Genomic DNA, 17,910 nt, shown 5'->3' on the forward strand with positions numbered 1-17,910 from the left:
AGGTCATCCCCTTTGACGTGTTGCACTGTTCTCCGAGCATAACCGGCCAGCGCTCGGCCGGGGCGTCGTCGTGGCCTAGCGCACGGTCCGCGGGCGTGCGTGCGGGCGCTGACCGCCGGCTTCGCAGCGCAGGGCGATTCCCGGGTGGCTGCCTCTCGGCCTCCGTGGCCCCGCGCGGCGTGGCGAGGCGGGGCGTGTCTCGGTGACGAGCGTGAGATCGGGCGGCAGTTTGCCCGGCGGGGTGCGGAAATGCCCCCGCGGCGACCCCTCTCTGGGCGTGACCCTGAGCAACCTGCGGACCCGCCCACTACGAGGCGGAGGTCGGGTGGAAGGCCACGGCGGCGATGCGGGTTCCGGGGGCGTGCTTGGCCTGCCAATGCGGCCGGGCCGTCCCGTCCGGACCGCTAACGCGGAGTCGCGGGATCGGTGCGTCGCACAAGACATCGCGACGAGAAAGACGGCACCGGCCGGGGACCATGCCCGGTCGATGCCGCGGGCCGCCGCGGGGACCGGATCCCGCGCGTATTTGGCCGACACCTGGGTCCCCGCGGCGTCCCGCGTCCCTCGTGGTTGGTATCCTTGGGCCGTGCCCCCGGCGCCTTGAGGCGGGTGGGGACGATGACGCAGATCTGATAGAGACCCGACAGACCCGAAAAGTTGACGTTGGCCCGGCGGGCTGCCATCCGCCCGTCCGACATGTCCGCCCGCGGCGCCGTTTGAGTCCGAAAACCCATGACAGACCTGATCGAGACGATCCGCCGGACGCTCGTGCCGATCCACAAGGAGGGGTATCCCTTCATCCTGATCGGCATCGTGCTCACGGTGCTGGCCGGCTACTTCTCGCAGTTCTTCGGCTGGATCTTCCTGATCCTCACCCTCTGGGTCTGCTACTTCTTCCGCGACCCGGAGCGGATCACCCCGGTGGCCGACGGACTCGTGGTCTCGCCCGCGGACGGCCGCGTCAACCTGATCGCCACCGTGCTGCCGCCGCCGGAGCTCGACCTGCCGCAGGTGCCGACCTTGCGGGTCTCGGTCTTCATGAACGTGTTCGACTGCCACGTGAACCGGGTGCCGGTCTCGGGGCGAATCGGGCAGATCCACTACACGCCGGGCCTGTTCCTCAACGCCGAGCTCGACAAGGCCAGCGACGACAACGAGCGCAACGGCATGGTCATCGAGACCAGCCATGCCGGACAGGCCAAGCGCGTCGGCGTGGTGCAGATCGCCGGCCTGGTGGCGCGGCGGATCGTCGGGTTCGTCTCGGCCGGGGACACGCTGGCGGTGGGCGAGCGGTTCGGGCTGATCCGGTTCGGCTCGCGGGTCGACGTCTACCTGCCGGCCGGTGCCACCGTGCTGGTCGGCCTCGGCCAGAAGGCGGTGGCCGGCGAGACGGTGCTGGCCGATCTCGGCGGCGGCCCCGGGCGGCAGTTCAAGCGGATCTAGGCTGTCATGGACGATCTGTTCCCGCCCTTCGCGCCCGATCCGAACGAGCCGCGGCCGCGCCGGTTCAAGCCGGTGCCGTTCCGGATGATCGCGCCCAACATGATCACCCTGATGGCGCTCTGCCTCGGGCTGACGGCGATTCGGCTCGCCTTCGAGGGCAAGTTCGAGCCCGCCGTCATCGCCGTGGTCGCGGCCGGGGTGCTCGACGGCATCGACGGCCGGGTGGCGCGGCTTCTCAAGGGCACGTCCCGGTTCGGGGCGGAACTCGATTCGCTGGCCGACTTCGTGAATTTCGGCTGCGCCCCGGCTTTGATCCTCTACGGCTTCGCGCTGTTCCACCTGAAATCCGCCGGCTGGATCGTGGCGCTGATCTTCGCCATCGCCATGGCCCTGCGGCTCGCCCGCTTCAACGCCATGCTGGACGATCCGAACCGGCCGGAATGGAAGAAGGACTTCTTCGTCGGCATGCCGGCGCCCGCCGGCGCGCTGACCGCGATGCTGCCGCTCTACCTGCACTTCCTCGGCCTCGGGTCCGAGAGCTGGGCCGCCCCGGCGATCCTGATCTACGTGCTCGCCATCGCCCTGCTGGTCGTCTCCACGGTCCCGACCTTCTCGGGCAAGACCATGGGCAAGCGGGTGCCGCGCAGCCTGGTCCTGCCGATTTTCCTGCTCGGCGTCGCGGCCTTCGGGATCCTGATCAGCTATCCGTTCGAGGCCCTGGTGGCGGTGAGCGGCGGCTACCTGCTGACCATCCCGGTGGTGGCGGCCCAGTACCGCCGCCGCGCCAAGGCCGAGGTCGCCGTCCCGGTCGACGAGCCGACGGGTCCGGCGATCAGCGGGGGATAGGCGGGCGCCGCGCTGGCCTTCGCCGGCACGTCACCTAGGTTCGCTTGAGATATCGGCGGGAGACGGCGCATGCTCGAAGAGTTCAAGAAATTCGCGCTGCGCGGAAACGTGGTCGATCTCGCGGTCGGCGTGATCATCGGCGCGGCCTTCGGGGCGATCGTCAATTCCGCCGTGCAGGATCTGTTCATGCCGGCGATCGGGGCGGTGACCGGCGGGCTCGACTTCTCGAACTACTACATCCCGCTCTCGTCGAAGGTGCAGGCCGGGCTGCCCTACGCGGATGCCAAGAAGCAGGGCGCCGTCCTGGGTTACGGCCAGTTCCTGACGCTGACCCTCAACTTCCTGATCGTGGCCTTCGTGCTGTTCCTGGTGATCCGGGCCATGAACAAGCTGCAGCACGCCGAGGACAAAAAGCCGGAGGCGGTGGCCGAGGTGCCGGCGGACGTGAAGCTCCTGTCGGAGATCCGGGATATCCTGGCGGAGAAGCCGCGGGTCTGACGGGCCGGCTTCGACGAGCCGATTCAGATCTCAGACCTTGGGCTTGTCGCCGCCGTCCGGCTGGACCCCGAGGGCGTCGAGGATCTGGTCGAGGGCTTGGCCCACCGCGCCGGTGCCCTCCTCGTGGGTCTTCAGCCGGGTCTCGAGCCGGCGGATCTGCGGCTCGAACGCGTCCGGCACCGGATCGTCCCCGAGGAAGCGGGGCTTGTCGGTGCCGACCGGCAGCACGCCGCGCAGCTGCTGGCCGAGGTGATCGCGCACCGGTTCCGGCAGCGTCGCGCCGGGCTCGCTCGGATCCTGGCTCATGGTCGCCTCGTCGTTCATCTGGAGCATCAACGGCTTCGCCGGAGAACCGTTGCGCCGCTGCGGGTTCACCCATGAAAACGGCCCCCGGAGCGGAGCTCCGGAGGCCGATGGGCCGGCGCGGGACCGGCCCGTACGATCAGTCGATGACCTCGACGATCCGGTGGCCGCGATCGACCAGCACCGGGCGGTCGTTGACCACGGTGTAGCGGTAGCCCGGCTGCACGCGGTACTCGGTCGGGACATCGTAATAGGTGACGCCGGAGGCCGGCAGGGTGGAGCCGACGGCGACGCGGCCGTCGTAATCGTACGAGCGGACATTGCGCTCGCGAACGTAGCTGCGGAAGCGCGGCGCCATGTCGACGCCGAGGATCCCGCCCACCGTGCCGGTGGCCGCACCGACGGCGCCGCCGACGATCCCGCCGATCGGGCCGGCCGCGTCGTTACCGGCGGCCGCGCCGCGCTCGGCACCCGGGATGGTGCCCTGGGCCTGGGCGGCCAGCGGCAGCGACAGGGCGAGGGCCGAGGCGGCGATCAGGGTCTTGAAGGTCATACGAGACATCTCCGTTCCGTGGCGTTCCGCCGCAGCGAGGCGACGAAGCATGGGCCGGTAACGCCCGATCCCCGGATTCGGATGCATCTTTTTTCCCGGACGGCGGACTGCCTGGGGCGCGCGCTACGCGTCCTTGGGCATCGCCGACTGGATGAACCGGTCGGAACCGAGATCCTCCTCGTCGTAGCCCAGAAGCTCCGCCAGGCGGCCGCGGGCGCGGCTGACCCGGCTCTTCACGGTGCCGACCTTGCAGCCCATGATCGTGGCCGCTTCCTCGTAGGAGACGCCCTCGGCGCCGACCAGCACCAGGGCCTCGCGCTGGTCCGGCGGCAGCTTGGCGAGCGCCGATTGCAGGTCCTCGACATCGAGCCGGTCGCCCTGGTGCGGGGCCGTGGCCAGCCGGGCCGCGTAGGAGCCGTCCTGGTCCTCGACCTCGCGGACCCGCTTGCGGTGATCCGAGTAGAAGATGTTGCGCAGGATCGTGAACAGCCACGCGTTGAGATTGGTCCCCGGCTGGAACCGGGCGCGGTGCTGCCAGCCCTTGAGCAGGGTGTCCTGGACCAGGTCGTCCGAGCGGGCGGGGTTCGAGGTCAGCGACAGCGCGAAGGCGCGCAGCGACGGCACCGCCGCGAGCAGGCCGTTGCGGAATTCCGGCTCGATCGCTTCGCCGCGGGCGCGCAGCGCTTCTTCCAGCTTCTCGATCAGGTCGGCGAAGCGGGACGGCAGCACCTCCTCGCCGATCCGCTCGTAGACGGTGCGCAGGTGCTCGCCGAGATGCGTGCGGATGTTCGGGGCGAGGTTCGGGCGGCCATCCCGAAGCGCGTCCTCCTCGGACAGGACGGTGTCGGTGTCGTCGCGGGTCATGCGTGTCGTGCTCGTCAGCTCATCGTGGCTCGACCTGCGGTCCGGACCGGTCGAGGCGGATCGCTTGCCGGCCGAACTCCCCCTCAAGTCCGGTCGATGCGCTCCTGTTACGGTCGTTCTAGCGCATTGGGCGCGCGCATGCACCCTCGCCCATGTCGGACATCAAGAAGCCCCGGCCGGTCTCAACAGGCGGATCGCCCCGTCCCGCAGGGTCAGGACATCGCCGCGGGCGAGGTCGGTCCAGCGCTCGTCCCGGGTCAGCGCCTGGGTGGCGATCACCGTGACCACGTCGCTCTCGGAGGTTTCCTGCGCAAAATTCACCTGCCAATCCTCGTCGATCAGGGTGGCGGTGCCGAACGGCGCCCGGCGGGTGAGGTAGCAGAGGCGCTTGCCGCAATGGGCGTAGAGGGTGCGGCTGTCGGTCAGCAGCATGTTGAACACGCCGAGCGCGTGCAATTCGCCTGCGAGGTCGGCCACGGCGCGGTCGAGGGTCGCGGGCCGGGGCAGGGCCTGGAACCGGGCCTGGAGGCGGCCGAGCATCCAGCAGAAGGCGTGCTCGCTGTCCGTGGAGCCGATCGGCATGAAGCTGCCCAGCGGCAGCCGCTTCACGCCCTTGAGCTGGCCGTTATGCGCGAAGGTCCAGCGGCGGCCCCACAATTCCCGCGCGAAGGGGTGGGTGTTCTCCAGGCTGACCCGGCCGCGATTGGCCTTGCGCACATGGGCGACCACGATGCGGCTCTTGATCGGCATGTCGCGCAGCAGCCGGGCCAGCTGCGAGCGCGAGCTCGGCTCCGGCTCGTGGAAGCTGCGGCAGGTCCGCCCGTCGTAGAAGCTGATGCCCCAGCCGTCGGCATGGGGCCCGGTGTCGCCGCCGCGCCGGGCCAGCCCGGCGAACGAGAAGCGGATGTCGGTCGGCACGTTGGCGCTCATGCCGAGCAGTTCGCACATGGTCTCCGACTTTCCACCCGAACCGCATCCGCGGGTCAGCGGATTTAGAGACGTTCGATCTTCGCGACAACCGACGTTTCAGTCGCTCTTCTCCGCGTGCTCCAGAGCCCGGAGCACGGCGGCGGAGTCATGGCGGATCACGGTCAGATAGGCCAGCGTCGCGGCATCCGGCCGAGCGCGGCCCTGTTCGAGGTCGCGAAGGGTCCCGATCGGAAAGCCGAAGCGGGCCGCGAATTCGGCCTGCGTGAAACCGAGCTCCCGACGCACGACCTTCACGTCGAGCGCCCGGGGGCTATGGACGCGATAGGTCCCCGGCTCGGCTTCGCCGCGGGCGATGGCCAGGGCCTGCTGCGCGGCCTCGACCAGCCCTTCACCGAAAGCGGTCATCTCTCGCCTCTCGATACAAATCGCATCCACCATGTGTGGATCACCCGTGCCTGTGCAAACCCGCGCGATACAATTCGACCAGGTCCGTCAGCGCCGCTCTGACGGCATACCGCTCGGCACGGCTGATATCGACGCGCTGCCCCTTCGAAACCAGACGAAGCAAGAACACAGGTAGATCATCAACAACGTAGAACGTAATCACCCGATAGCCTCCGGACTTGCCCTTGCCCCGGCCGCCGATCCTGACCTTTCGGGCCCCGCCGGTCTCCGGGATGAGATCACCGGCGCTCGGATCCGCTGCGATCACATCGATGATCGTCTCTATCTCGCTGTCCGAGACGCCAGCAACTTTCGCGTCAGCAAGAAATTCGGCGTCAGGACGACCGTGTTCATGAGTCTCGACGGTAAGGATCAGCCGTCGGGAAGCAAGATGAAGCGTCCAACCTTCACCGAGCAAGATAATCGGTCAGCGTCATCCCGACCATGATGGCGACCCAGAAGAAGCCGAGCCCCGAGAACAGCCGCACCAGCGGCGGCTCGTGGACCACCTCCATGGAGACCAGGAGGATCAGCGCCACCATCACGGCGACGACCAGGAGCTCGACGATCCAGACCTGGGCGAAGGGCAGAGTGGCGCCTAGCGTGACGTTGACGGCGAGCAGGCCGAGCAGCGCCAGGAAGGTCAGCACCGGCGTGCGCAGCCGCCGCCGGAGCAGGGCGCGGTCGTCGGCGCTCAGGGTCGCGAGGGGATTGCGCATCCTACCGGTTCACCACGTAGAGGATCGGGAAGGCCAGGATCCAGACGAGGTCGATGAAGTGCCAGTACAGGCCGTAGACCTCGATCCAGTTCTGGTGCCGGGACAGGAAGCCGGCCTTGGCGGCCATCCAGGTCATGCCGAGCAGGAGCGCGATGCCGGTGAACAGGTGCACGGCGTGCAGGATCGTGGCGACGTAGTAGAGGTTCACGAACAGCCGCGCCGCCGGGGTCTCAGCCAGGGCGAAGGGCCGCGTGCTCAGGAACGGCATCATGTGCTCGTCCCAGTCGGCGTAGTACTCGTAGCCCTTCAGCACCAGGAACAGGCCGCCGAGCGCCGCGGTGGCGAGCATCGCCCGGACCATGGCGCGCTGCCAGCCGATCCGCGAGAACTCGATCGCCATCGACATGGTCAAGCTGGAGCAGATCAGCACCACGGTGTTGGTGGCGCCGATCCAGAACTTGAGGTGCTTGGCCGCCGCGACCGTCGCCTCGGGGTGCAGGATCCGGGTGATCAGCGCCACCAGGAACAGGGCCGAGAACAGCAGCAGCTCGGTGATCAGCCAGGCCCAGATGCCGAGCGTCGCCGCGGCGCGCTGCTGGCCCACCGTCTCGAAATGCCCGGCGCGGGCGACCCCGACGCCGTCTGCCAGCCCCTCGCTCATCCGTGCTGGTCCTGGGATTCCTGCGCCTGGATCGGGTAATCGTAGGGGATGCGCGGCACTTCGGGTGGGCTGAGGAAATTGTGCTTGGGCGGCGGCGAGCCGGTCTCCCATTCGAGCCCCTTGGCGTTCCACGGGTTGGCGGGCGCCTTGCGGCCGAACCATAGGGAATAGACCAGGTAGAGCATCGGGAAGATGTAGCCCGCGGCCAGGATCGTGGCGCCGGCCGAGGACAGCACGTTCAGCAGCTGGAACTCGACCGGATAGGTCGCGTAGCGCCGGGGCATCCCGAGGTAGCCGAGGATGAACTGCGGGAAGAAGGTGACGTTGAAGCCGAGGAAGATCAGCACCGCCGAGACCCGGCCCCAGGGCTCGCTGTACATCCGCCCGGTGAATTTCGGCCACCAGAAGTGCAGGCCGCCCAGGAAGGCCAGCACCGTGCCGCCGACCATTATGTAGTGGAAATGCGCAACCACGAAGTAGGTCGCGTGGATGTGCTGGTTGATCGCCAGCGTCGCCAGATAGAGGCCGGTGAGCCCGCCGAGGACGAACAGCCCGATATAGCCCATGGCGTAGAGCATCGGCGTGTCGAGCCGGAGGGAGCCCTTATGGATCGTGGCGGTCCAGTTGTAGACCTTGACCGCCGAGGGCACCGCCACCGCGAAGGACAGGGCCGAGAACACCAGGGAGGCCAGGTCGCTCTGGCCGTTGACGAACATGTGGTGGCCCCAGACGAAGAAGGTCACCGAGGCCAGCCCGATCGACGCGTAGGCGACGAACCGGTAGCCGAACAGCTTCTTCTGCGCGAAGGCCGGGACGATCTCCGAGATCACCCCCATGCCGGGCAGGACCATGATGTACACGGCCGGGTGCGAGTAGAACCAGAACAGGTGCTGGAACAGCACCGGATCGCCGCCATAGGCCGGGTCGAACACGCCGATATGGAAGCCCCGCTCCATGATCAGCAGGATCAGCGCGGTGGTGATCACCGGCGTGGCGAGCAAGAAAATCAGGCTCGTGGCATAGTGGGCCCAGACGAAGATCGGCAGCTTGAACCACGTCATGCCGGGCGCCCGCATGGTGTGGATCGTGACCACGAAGTTGAGGCCGGTGAGGATCGACGAGAAGCCCACGATGGTCACGCCGATCAGGGCCGGCAGGACCCAGGTGTTCGAGAAGGCGGTGGAGAGCGGGGCGTAGAAGGTCCAGCCGGTGTCGACGCCGCCCAGCACCAGCGAGACCAGGGTGAAGAACGCCCCGGCCATGAACACGTACCAGCTCGTCAGATTGAGCTTGGGGAAGGCCAAGTCTTTCGCCCCGATCATCAGCGGGATCAGGAAGTTGCCGAAGGTCGCCGGGATCGACGGGATCAGGAAGAACCACACCATCACCACGCCGTGGATGGTGAAGGCCTTGTTGTAGGTGTCGTTGGTCATGATCGCGCCGTTCGGCACGATCAGCGCCAGCCGGACCACGCCGGCCGCCACCGCCCCGATCACGAAGAAGCCGGTGATCGAGGTCAGGTACAGGATCGCGATGCGCTTGTGGTCGGTGGTGAGGAACCACGAGCGCAGGGTCGAATCCGCGTGGAGATAGTCCGCCTTGCGCCCGAGGGTGGCCTCCGGCGCGTGCGGCTCGCGGCGGGCCGTGCCGCCGACGCTGCCCGTTGCGCTCATGATGTCGCCTTCATGGAATGGCCTGCGCGGCCTTGCCGGAGGCCGGCGCCGTGTAGGATTTCAAAAAATCGATGAGGCGGCCGAGCTCGTCTTCCGGGATCCGCCCGGCGAAGCTCGGCATGACCTGCTTGTAGCCCTCGGCGAGCCGGTCGCCGTTCGGGTTCAGGATTTTTTCGCGCAGCCAGGTCTCGTCGGCCGTCACCGTGCGGCCGTCGGCGAGCTTCACTTGGCTGCCGTAAAGCCCGGCGAGGCTCGGGGCCTTCACGGCCGAGCCGGGATCGTGGCAGCCGGCGCAGCCATAGGCCTCGTAGAGGGTGCGGCCGGCCGCGACCTTGCTCTGCTGCGCGCCGGCATGGGTCAGCCAGTCCTGGTAGTCGCCGGGGTTCATGAAGGTGACCTCGCCGCCCATCACGGAATGGTCGGTGCCGCAATATTCCGAGCAGTAGAGGTGGTAGGTCCCGATCTTGTCGGCCTTGAACCACAGGTCGGTGTAGCGGTCGGGCAGGGCGGCGACCTGCAGGCGCACGGCCGGCAGGTAGAGGGCGTGGATCACGTCCTGGCTGATGATGTGCAGGCGGATCGGCTGGCCGATCGGCAGGTGAAGGTCGTTGATCTCGGCCTGGCCGGTGGGATGCTGGAACTTCCACATCCATTGCCGGCCGATCGCCTCGATCACCATCGCGTCGGGCGGCGCGTTGCGCGAGGCCACGTACAGCCGCGCCCCCCAGACGAAGAAGATCAGCGTCAGCAGGAACGGGATCAGCATCCAGCTGATCTCGATCAGGTTGGAGCGGATGCCCGACGGGTGCCGGTCCGCCTCCGAGCCCTCCCGGTAGCGCAGGGCGAAGTAGGTGATCGCCACGAAGACCGGCACGGTCAGCAGCAGGGTCAGGACCGTGAAAGCCAGGATCAGCAGGTCGGTCTCGGACGCGGTGGCCGAGACCGCGGCGGGCCAGAGTTCGAGGGCGGCGTGGTTCGGCGTCATCCTGCTACCGTTCCGGCGCGTCGAGGGGGCGGCCGACGATCAGGTCCATGGCCCGGTCGATCGGGATGCGGGCCCGGGTGTGGGCCGGGTCGCTGTAGCCGTAGCCCGCAAGCCGGGCCGCGGCCTCGGCGCGTTGGCGGTCGAGATCGACATAGGGGTCCGCCTGGAGGTTCGGCGGCGGCGGCGTCAGCGGCGCAGTCTGCTGGCGCGTCAGGGTCGGCAGGGTCTGGCGCTGGCTGGCGCTGAAGCTGCCCATCAGCCAGACCATGGTGCCGATGACCGTCAGCACCGCGAGCGCGAGGCCGGCCATCACCAGAGCGGTGTTGCGGACGCCGACATCGCGCGTCTCGTAGCCGGGATCGTCGGGATCGCGCGGGGCATTGGCCGGCGTGCCGCGGGGCGGCCGGCCGTTGAGCAAACCGCTGCCGCGCAGGGTCAGCCCGGCCAGGATCGCCGGGATCAGGCCGGGACCGGGGGTGCCGCCGGCGCTCATGCGACCCTCCCGGCGCGCCGGGCCGTCGGCGCCGGGCGCCCGCGCAGCAGGAGATGGAGCGCAGCCGCCAGGCACACCACGGCCAGGGCCGCGAGCGCATCGGCCGGGCGGATCACGAACCGGTCGCGCAGGGCCGGCGTGACCAGCCAGAACATCTCGAGAGCGTGCACGGCCAGCGCCGCGCCGGCGAGGATCCGGGTGGTCGGGCGGCCCGGCCGCAGGGTCGCGAGCCCGGCCAGCACGACGACGATCCCGGCCGCGATCGACAGGCCGCGCCCGAGCCCGCCGCCGCGGGCGAAGTACCAGGACACCTCCGGCGGCAGGTTGGCCGACCAGACGATCAGGAACTGCACGAAGTGCAGGAACGCCCAGAGCCCGAGCAGCACCACGAGGGGAACCAGCCGGCCGCGCCCGGGCGGGGTTCGGCCGCGGCCCACCGGCTCCGGCTCCTCCCAGGCGAGCAGGATCGCGGCCGCGAAGGCCAACCCGCTCCAGGCGGTCATCACCAGCAGGCCGAGCAGGGCGGAATCCAGCCGTGGGTCGAGGGAGGCGATCACGTCGGTGGTGAACAGGGTGCCGATCACCGCGTGCAAGCCCACCGCCGGCACGGTGCGGCCCTCGCCCGGCTCGTCGAAGGGCCGCGCGAAGCGGAATGCCAGCCACGTCCAGGCCGCGAGATACGCGATCACCCGGGCCGCGAAGAACGGCTCGGTGAACCACAGCGCGGCGAGCGGCGTGCGCGGCGCCGCCCCGACCCAGGGATAGAGCACCGGCACCGCGGCGAGCAGCGGCAGCCCGAGCAGCGCGGCCACCGGCATCAGCGCCATCAGCCGGCGCAGGCCCGCCAGCATCTCGACGCCGCCGCGCTCGCGCACCCGTTTGCCGAAACGCTCGGCCACGATCGTCACCGGCAGGGCGCCCACCGGCAGCGCCAGGAGGACGAGCCAAGCCGCAAGGTAGGAGCAGGCCGCACCGCGCCAGCCACCGGCCAGAAAACAGCCGGCCAGCAGGCCGAGCCCGAGAAGGCCGAGCAGGAGGGGGCGGCTCACTGGGTCGCCTCCAGGCGGGTCCGGTCGTCCGGCGACAGGCTCGCCACCGGCGCGTCCTGGCTGAGCTGGAGCGCCCGGACATAGGCGACGATCGCCCAGCGGTCGGAGGACGGGATCATCTGCGCCATGCCGAACATGGCGCGCCGGCCGTTGCCGATGGCGTCGTAGATCTCGGCGGCCGGGGCCTTGCGCAGGGGCTCGGCGGTGAGGTCGCCGGCATGCGGGAAGCCGCGCTGCACGACGATGCCCCGGCCGCGCCCGTCCTGGCCGTGGCAGGGGGTGCAGAACACCGCGTAGCGCTGCCGGCCGCGCTCGACCAGGTCCTGGCTGATCGTCTGGGGCTGGGGCGCCTCCCGGGCAGGGTCGGTCCGCGGCACAGTCCCGGAGACCGGCTGGCGCATGGTGATCTGGCGGGGGAAGAACGGGTTCCGGTCCCAGGTCTTGGCCCGGGCCTGGTCGTCCATGTTGGCCTCGCCGCAGGCCGAGAGGGCCGGCAGCGCCGCGAGGAGGATGAGACCGGCGGGGCGCGTCATCGCGGGATCCTGCGGATCTCGAGGGGACGCCCGGCCTCGACCGGCAGGCCGGTGAGCCGGCGCTCGAACCGGGCCGCGTCGAAGCGGTCGCTGCGGGCCTCCGCGGAGAGGAAGAACCGGTCGTCCGAGGCGCGCAGGAAGCCGGGGATGTTGAAGGCCGGGTGGTTCAGCCGCGGCAGGCGGTTGAGCACCAAAAGCGCGAGATGGATCGCGATGCAGCCGGTCATCATCGCGAACGAGATGCTCGGAACCACGAAGGACGGCCAGGACAGGCGCGGGCGGCCACCGATCAGGAACACGTAATCGTAGGCCGTCGCGTAGACGCACATCCCGTAGAAGCCCGCGCCGCCGATCAGCGCGCCGGCCAGCGCGTAGGGCAGGATCGAGCGGCCCTCCAGGCCGAGCGCCCGCAGGGTCCGGGGCATCGGCACCGGCCCGTGCCCGTCGAGATGGACATGGTCCGGCGGGCTGATCCCCGACACCGCCTGGAGGGCGGCGGCGAGATCGGCATGGCTGGCGAAGGTGGCGGACACGCCCCAGAGCGGCGCCGGCCCGGGATTCTCCTCCGGGCGGAGGGTGGCCCGGGACGCGGCCTCCCGGGCGGCAGCCTCGGTGCCCGGGGCCCGGGCGAGGGCCAGGCGGCGGCTCTCGATGATCGAGACGGCGGGCAGGTAGCGCAGGAACAGCAGCAGCAGGGTCAGGAACAGGCCGAGCGAGCCCGCGAACGTGGCGATGCCCCAGGGGTCCGGCCCGTAGGGCAGCCGCGAGGACGGCAGGAAGTCCTGGGTCAGGGTGACGACCAGCACCGTGACGTGATCGGCATAGGCGCCGGCCGCGACCAGGAGCCCGACCGCGGCGATCGCCAGCGGTGTCGTCCGGGCGCGGGCCGACCACAGCAGCTGCGCCGGCAGGACCAGGCCGAGGATCGCCGTCCACGAGACCAGGGCGTGGTCGCCGGTCAGGCGCCGCACCAGCACGGCTCGTGCCTCCGGGTCGCCGTTGAGGAACGTGTCGAAATACTCGGCGGCGTAGCAATAGGCGCTGGCGCAGCCGAGGCCGAGCAGCAAGCGGCCGAGCACGTCGAGGTGGCGCGCGGTGACCAGGCTGTCGAGGCCGTAGACGACGCGGATCAGCACCACGATCGCCGCGGTGATGCCGACGCCGGAATAGACCGCGTTCACCAGGAACGTCACCGGCAACAGGGTGCTGTGCCAGCCCGGCATCAGCGAGCCGGCCAGCATCACCGAGGCGCCGGTCTGAACCGAGACCACCAGCAGCACGCCGAGCAACGCCACCGTCCGGTAGGCCTGGACCCAGATCTGCCAATGGGCGGCCGAGCCGCGCCAGCCCGAGGCGACGATGCCGTAGACCTGCGCCCGCAGGAGCGCGAGCCGGCGGGTCGGCGCCTTGACGTCGATCTGGCGCATCGCCTCCACGAAGGCGCGGTCGCGCAGGGTGGCGAGGTCCGGCAGCATTCCGATGAACCAGAGGCTCACGCAGATCACCAGGAAGGCGACGATGTCGATCGCGTCCCACAGGAGCGGCGAGCGGAATTGCGGCCAGAGGTCGTAGGTGTTGGGGTAGGGCAGGTTCCAGAAGAAGAACCACGGCCGCCCAAGATGGATGATCGGGTAGAGCCCGGCCGACGCGGTGGCGAGCAGCGCCAGGGTCTCGGCGATGCGGTTCACCGCCCCGCGCCACTCCGCCCCGAGCAGCAGCAGCACCGCCGAGACCAGCAGGCTGCCGGACGCGACGCCGATCCACCAATCGTAGCTCGCGATGTCGAGAGCCCAGACGACGGCGTTGTTGTTCGCCCAGACCCCCGGCCCGGCATAGAGCAGGGTGCCGAGGGTGAAGGCGAAGACGCCGAGCAGAGCCACCGCCCCCGCGAAGGCCATCCACCAGCGGCGGTTGCGCGGATGGGTCAGCGGGATCGCGGTGACCGCGCCGCCGATGCCCTGGAGGGTTTCTTCCGGCCGGATCAGAGGACCGCCTGCGAGAGCGCCGGACATGCTCAGCCCTCCCGTCCGGTGGGATCGGCGGCGGGCGCGAGCCCGGCGAGGTAGGTGGTGCGCGGGCGCGTGTTCAGGTGGCCGAGCAGCGCGTATTCCCGCTTGTCCTTGCGGGCGGCCGAGACCCGGCTCGTCGGGTCGGCGACGTTGCCGAAGGTGATCGCCCGGGTCGGGCAGGCGCCCTGGCAGGCGGTCTCGACGGCGCCGTCCTGAATTGGGGCGTGCGCGTCCTTGGCCGAGGTGACCCGGGCCGCCGCGATGCGCTGGATGCAGTAGGTGCACTTCTCCATCACGCCGCGGGCGCGGACCGTGACCTCGGGATTGCGCTGCTGCTGCTGCACCGGGGTCATGCCGCCCGTGTAGTCCAGGTAGTTGAAGCGGCGGACCTTGTAGGGGCAGTAGCTCTGGCAGGTCCGGGTGCCAACGCAGCGGTTGTAGACCTGCAGGTTCAGGCCCTCGCTGTCGTGCAGGGTCGCCTCCACGGGGCAGCCGACCTCGCAGGGCGCCTGCTCGCAATGCATGCACGGGACCGGCTGGAAATGCGTCGTCGGCGCGTCGAGGTCGCCCGCGTAGTAGCGGTCGACCCGCAGCCAGCCCATCCAGCGCCCGAGCGCGACCTCCTCGCGGCCGACCACCGGGATGTTGTTCTCCGCCTGGCAGGCGGTGACGCAGGCGTTGCAGCCGGTGCAGGCGTCGAGGTCGATCGCCATGCCCCACTGCGCCGCTGCGCCGGTCAGCTGGCTCTCCGGGGGCGGGTAGAACGAGGCCGGGGCCGGCGCGTCCTTGGGATCGCCCACCGGGGCGGCGCCCACAGCCTGGACGCGGACGATGTCCTGCCCCTCCATCGTGCCGAGGTTCTGGGTGGTCGCCGGCATGCGGCGCCGGCCAGTCTTGGTCAGCCGCACCCCGGAAAGGCGCCAGGGCGTCGCGACGGGCCGCAGGGTGGCGGCGGCGTAGCCGAGGCCGCTGGACAGGTGGTCCGGCATATTGCGGCCGTAGCCAAGGCTCAGGGTCACGGTCTCGGCGGCCTGGCCAGGCAGGATCCAGGCGGCGCCCTCCACGGCGCGCGCCTCCGCCTCGACCCGCACGATGTCGCCCATGGCGATGCCCTCGCGCTCGGCGAGATGCGGGCTGAGGGCGACGACGTTCTCCCAGACGACCTTGGTCAGGGGTTTGGGCAGTTCCTGCAGCCAGGCGAGGTCGGCATGGGTGCCGTCCCAGACGGTCGGATCGGGACGGAACACCACCTCGATCCCGTCCGGGGCGGGTGCCGGAGGGGAGGGCGGCGCCTCCTGGGTGAGGGCGACATCCTCCGTCGCGCCCGCACTGTCGGGCCAGAAACCCCGGCGCAGGGCGTCGGCGAAACGGGCCTCGAACGCAGCCGCATCCTCGCCCTCGTTCCGCCAGCGCGCCTTGACCAGGCCGAGGGCGTCCTCGCCGCCCTCGCTCCCGCGCCCGTCGATCAGGAAAGCCAGCATGTCCTGGAGGGTGCGGCCGTTGTAGAGCGGCGCCACCGTCGGCTGGATCAGCCCGACCGTGCCGTCGAGGGAGCGCACGTCGCCCCAGGATTCCAGCGGGTGGGCGGTGGGCAGGTGCCAGTCCGCATGCGCGCCGGTCTCGTCGTCATAGAGCCCGGCATGGATCTTGAGCGGCACGCGCTCCATCCGGGCGGCGAAGTCGAGGGCGGCCGGCGCGTCGTAGACCGGGTTGGCGCCGAGCACGATCAGAACCTTGACGGCGCCGCGCTCCATCGCCTCCGCCAGATCCGCCAGCGTCCCGGCACCTTGCTCGACCGCGGGCGTGGTGTGCCGCACGGCCGCCCCGGTATTGCCCAGCGCGCCGTTGAGCCGATGGACCAGGTCGTGCACATCCGGGCTCGTGGTCAGCCCGGCGGTGACCAGGCCGGCGCCCCGCGCCTCGGTCAGCGCCCTACCGGCGCGCCGCGTCCAGCGGGACACCGGATCGTCGCCGGACGGCGCCGCACCGCCGGCGGCCAACGCCAAGAAATCCCGGGCCACGGCTTCGAGTCGGGCCGAGGCGAGGGGGGTCGAGAAGTCCGCCTTGGCGCTGGTCAGCGTCGGGGTCGGGGCCGCGGCGTGCAGGGTGAGCAGGCGGCCCTCGGCATAGGCAGCCCGGCGGGCCGCGCTCCAGCGCCCGGACAGGCCGACCTGGCCGGGGCCGAGATCGAGGAAGTCGCCGTCCAGGGACACGATAATGCGCGCCCGGGCGAAATCCGGAATCGTCTCGAGCGGTTTTCCATAGGCGCGGCGGGCGCCCTCGTAGATCGCCTCGCGGCCGACGCCGGCGCCGGTGAACCAGCGCAACGCCGGGTAGGCGGCCCGCATCCGGGCGATCTGCGCCGCCACGGTGGGCGAGGTCACCGGACCGGTCAGCAGAGCGACACCTTCGCCCCCGGTCTCGTGCCAGGCCGGCATCTGCGCCTGCAGGGCAGCCCGGAACGCCGCCCAGGAACTCGGCTTGCCAAGATGCTGCACGGCCTGGGAGCGGAACGGGTCGTAGAGGCCGAGCACCGAGGCCTGCGCCAGCACGTCGGTGCCGCCGCGGCTCCAGGGATGCTCGGGATTGCCCTCGATCTTCAGCGGCCGGCCGTTGCGGGTGGTGACCAGGATGCCGTTGCCGAACCCGTCGAACACCGCCGAGGAGGCGTAGGACAGGTCCGTACCCGGGACGATCCGCTCGGGCTGGTTGACGTAGGGAACCTCGAAATGGCGCCCGCCCTCCGACCCGCAGGCGGTGAGGCCGCCGAGCGCGAAGGACGCCGCCATCAGCTTGAGGAAGCCGCGCCGCTCCGGGGACGCGGCGAGCCGGGCCGCGGAGGGGAACTCGGCTGCGAGGTAGTCGCGGAATTCCGGGCTGTCGGCCACGGCGTCGAGGCTGCGCCAGAAGCGCGGGCCGTCGCCGCCGGCGAGTTTCCGGCGCAGGGCCGCGATGTCGGATCCGCTGGTCATCGGTGGCAGATCCCGCACTCGGTCAGCCGCGAGCCGCCGCGGATATGGTACTCGGCCACGAGCTTCGGCCCGAGCGTCGCCTGGTCGGCCGGCGGCTTCCAGGTCATGTTCCAGACCTCGTCGGGCGTGCGGACGTATTTCTCCGGCGCCCGGTGGCAATCGAGGCAGAACTGCATCTCGAAGGCGTTGGCCCGGTAGGTCATCTGCATCGCAGTGACCTCGCCGTGGCAGGTCGAGCAGCCGATGCCCTTCGTCACATGCACCGAGTGGTTGTAGTAGACGTATTGCGGCAGCTTGTTCAGCCGCACCCATTCCAGCGGCTTGTCCTGGGCGTAGCTGTCGCGCACCGGCTTGAGCATGTCCGAGCCGGTCCAGATCTGCGAATGGCAGGTCATGCAGGTATGGGTCGGCGGGATCCCGGCCGAGGCGACCTTGTCGACGGTGGTGTGGCAGTAGCGGCAATCGATACCGAGCTCGCCCGAATGGTGCTTGTGGCTGAACGGCACCGGCTGGGCCGGGGCGATGCCGACCCCGGTGACGTAGTTCGAGCGCACAATCCCGGCCGCCAGCACGGGGAGGCCGACCAGGCAGGCGACCCCGGTCATCAGGGCGAGCCGGTAGATCGCGTCCGCGCCGGGGGTGAACAGCTGCGCCATCAGGCGCTCCCGACGGGCGGGCAAGCATGCCCGCTGGGCAGGCAGGCACGCCCGCAGGACAAGAAGGTCCGGTCGCCGGGCTCGATCTGCTCAACCCTTCGCAGCACGCGTCGCCTCACCGTTGATCCCAGGCTGAAGTGTGCGGTGCACCGGATCACCCGCGCAATGCGACCAAAGCGGCCAGGCGCTGGAGAGGCCGCGCCCAGACCGTCCGGCGGCCTCGTCGTGGAACCTAGAGCTTTTCCAGACGGGGGCTAGAACATGGATCATCATGCCGGC

At 70.1% G+C, this 17,910-nt stretch carries 19 protein-coding genes; 3 read left to right on the plus strand and 16 right to left on the minus strand.

Going from position 1 to position 17,910, the window contains the following annotated elements:
- The first annotated feature begins 732 nt into the window (after positions 1–732).
- The 3 genes from MKL09_RS06040 (at position 733) to mscL (ending at position 2,787) form a co-directional block, all read left to right on the plus strand.
- Complete coding sequence (locus MKL09_RS06040) at positions 733–1,443, plus strand: phosphatidylserine decarboxylase (RefSeq protein ID WP_091863460.1); 711 nt, start codon at positions 733–735, stop codon at positions 1,441–1,443.
- A 6-nt stretch (positions 1,444–1,449) separates the two neighbouring features.
- A complete protein-coding gene (locus MKL09_RS06045; RefSeq protein WP_244018899.1) occupies positions 1,450–2,289 on the plus strand; it encodes a CDP-alcohol phosphatidyltransferase family protein in 840 nt (279 codons plus the stop codon).
- Between the two features lie 69 nt (positions 2,290–2,358).
- A complete protein-coding gene (gene mscL / locus MKL09_RS06050; RefSeq protein WP_244018901.1) occupies positions 2,359–2,787 on the plus strand; it encodes a large conductance mechanosensitive channel protein MscL in 429 nt (142 codons plus the stop codon).
- A gap of 30 nt (positions 2,788–2,817) precedes the next feature.
- Here the strand turns inward: mscL and MKL09_RS06055 are convergent, their stop codons facing one another.
- The 16 genes from MKL09_RS06055 to MKL09_RS06130 all read right to left on the minus strand — a co-directional run bounded on the left by MKL09_RS06055 (position 2,818) and on the right by MKL09_RS06130 (position 17,631).
- Complete coding sequence (locus tag MKL09_RS06055; RefSeq protein WP_244018964.1) at positions 2,818–3,093, minus strand: hypothetical protein; 276 nt, start codon at positions 3,091–3,093, stop codon at positions 2,818–2,820.
- Positions 3,094–3,229: 136 nt separating this feature from the next.
- Positions 3,230–3,643, minus strand: a complete 414-nt coding sequence (locus tag MKL09_RS06060) for a DUF1236 domain-containing protein (protein ID WP_092037061.1) — start codon at positions 3,641–3,643, stop codon at positions 3,230–3,232.
- 123 nt (positions 3,644–3,766) lie between these two features.
- Positions 3,767–4,507, minus strand: coding sequence for a NepR family anti-sigma factor (locus tag MKL09_RS06065; RefSeq protein WP_244018903.1), 741 nt, complete (start codon positions 4,505–4,507; stop codon positions 3,767–3,769).
- Positions 4,508–4,669: 162 nt separating this feature from the next.
- Positions 4,670–5,455 (minus strand): class II glutamine amidotransferase, encoded by a 786-nt coding sequence (locus MKL09_RS06070; protein WP_243966203.1) that lies wholly within the window; start codon positions 5,453–5,455, stop codon positions 4,670–4,672.
- Positions 5,456–5,533: 78 nt separating this feature from the next.
- Positions 5,534–5,842, minus strand: coding sequence for a helix-turn-helix domain-containing protein (locus tag MKL09_RS06075; RefSeq protein ID WP_244018905.1), 309 nt, complete (start codon positions 5,840–5,842; stop codon positions 5,534–5,536).
- Positions 5,843–5,882: 40 nt separating this feature from the next.
- Positions 5,883–6,299, minus strand: coding sequence for a type II toxin-antitoxin system RelE/ParE family toxin (locus tag MKL09_RS06080; RefSeq protein ID WP_244018907.1), 417 nt, complete (start codon positions 6,297–6,299; stop codon positions 5,883–5,885).
- Positions 6,289–6,600 (minus strand): oxidase, encoded by a 312-nt coding sequence (locus MKL09_RS06085; protein WP_244018909.1) that lies wholly within the window; start codon positions 6,598–6,600, stop codon positions 6,289–6,291. The genes MKL09_RS06080 and MKL09_RS06085 overlap by 11 nt, the downstream gene beginning before the upstream one ends.
- 1 nt (position 6,601) lies before the next feature.
- On the minus strand, positions 6,602–7,261 hold the full coding sequence (locus MKL09_RS06090) for a cytochrome c oxidase subunit 3 (RefSeq protein WP_244018911.1): 660 nt from the start codon (positions 7,259–7,261) through the stop codon (positions 6,602–6,604).
- The gene (locus MKL09_RS06095) at positions 7,258–8,934 is read right to left on the minus strand and encodes a cbb3-type cytochrome c oxidase subunit I (protein WP_243966191.1); all 1,677 of its coding nucleotides are present in this window, start codon (positions 8,932–8,934) and stop codon (positions 7,258–7,260) included. The genes MKL09_RS06090 and MKL09_RS06095 overlap by 4 nt, the downstream gene beginning before the upstream one ends.
- A gap of 10 nt (positions 8,935–8,944) precedes the next feature.
- Positions 8,945–9,919: a cytochrome c oxidase subunit II gene (gene coxB / locus MKL09_RS06100; protein ID WP_244018913.1), complete on the minus strand. Its 975-nt coding sequence runs from the start codon at positions 9,917–9,919 to the stop codon at positions 8,945–8,947.
- 4 nt (positions 9,920–9,923) lie between these two features.
- A complete protein-coding gene (locus MKL09_RS06105; protein WP_244018915.1) occupies positions 9,924–10,412 on the minus strand; it encodes a hypothetical protein in 489 nt (162 codons plus the stop codon).
- Complete coding sequence (locus MKL09_RS06110; RefSeq protein WP_244018917.1) at positions 10,409–11,461, minus strand: hypothetical protein; 1,053 nt, start codon at positions 11,459–11,461, stop codon at positions 10,409–10,411. The genes MKL09_RS06105 and MKL09_RS06110 overlap by 4 nt, the downstream gene beginning before the upstream one ends.
- A complete protein-coding gene (locus MKL09_RS06115; protein WP_244018919.1) occupies positions 11,458–11,994 on the minus strand; it encodes a c-type cytochrome in 537 nt (178 codons plus the stop codon). Before MKL09_RS06115 ends, MKL09_RS06110 begins: the two co-directional genes overlap by 4 nt.
- Positions 11,991–14,006, minus strand: coding sequence for a quinol:electron acceptor oxidoreductase subunit ActD (locus MKL09_RS06120; RefSeq protein ID WP_244018921.1), 2,016 nt, complete (start codon positions 14,004–14,006; stop codon positions 11,991–11,993). Before MKL09_RS06120 ends, MKL09_RS06115 begins: the two co-directional genes overlap by 4 nt.
- Positions 14,007–14,008: 2 nt before the next feature.
- On the minus strand, positions 14,009–16,975 hold the full coding sequence (locus MKL09_RS06125) for a TAT-variant-translocated molybdopterin oxidoreductase (RefSeq protein ID WP_244018923.1): 2,967 nt from the start codon (positions 16,973–16,975) through the stop codon (positions 14,009–14,011).
- Positions 16,972–17,631, minus strand: coding sequence for a cytochrome c3 family protein (locus MKL09_RS06130; RefSeq protein WP_243966182.1), 660 nt, complete (start codon positions 17,629–17,631; stop codon positions 16,972–16,974). The genes MKL09_RS06125 and MKL09_RS06130 overlap by 4 nt, the downstream gene beginning before the upstream one ends.
- Between the last annotated feature and the right edge of the window lie 279 nt (positions 17,632–17,910).

Source organism: Methylobacterium sp. J-048, assembly GCF_022829515.1.
In the GTDB taxonomy this organism is placed as follows: domain Bacteria; phylum Pseudomonadota; class Alphaproteobacteria; order Rhizobiales; family Beijerinckiaceae; genus Methylobacterium.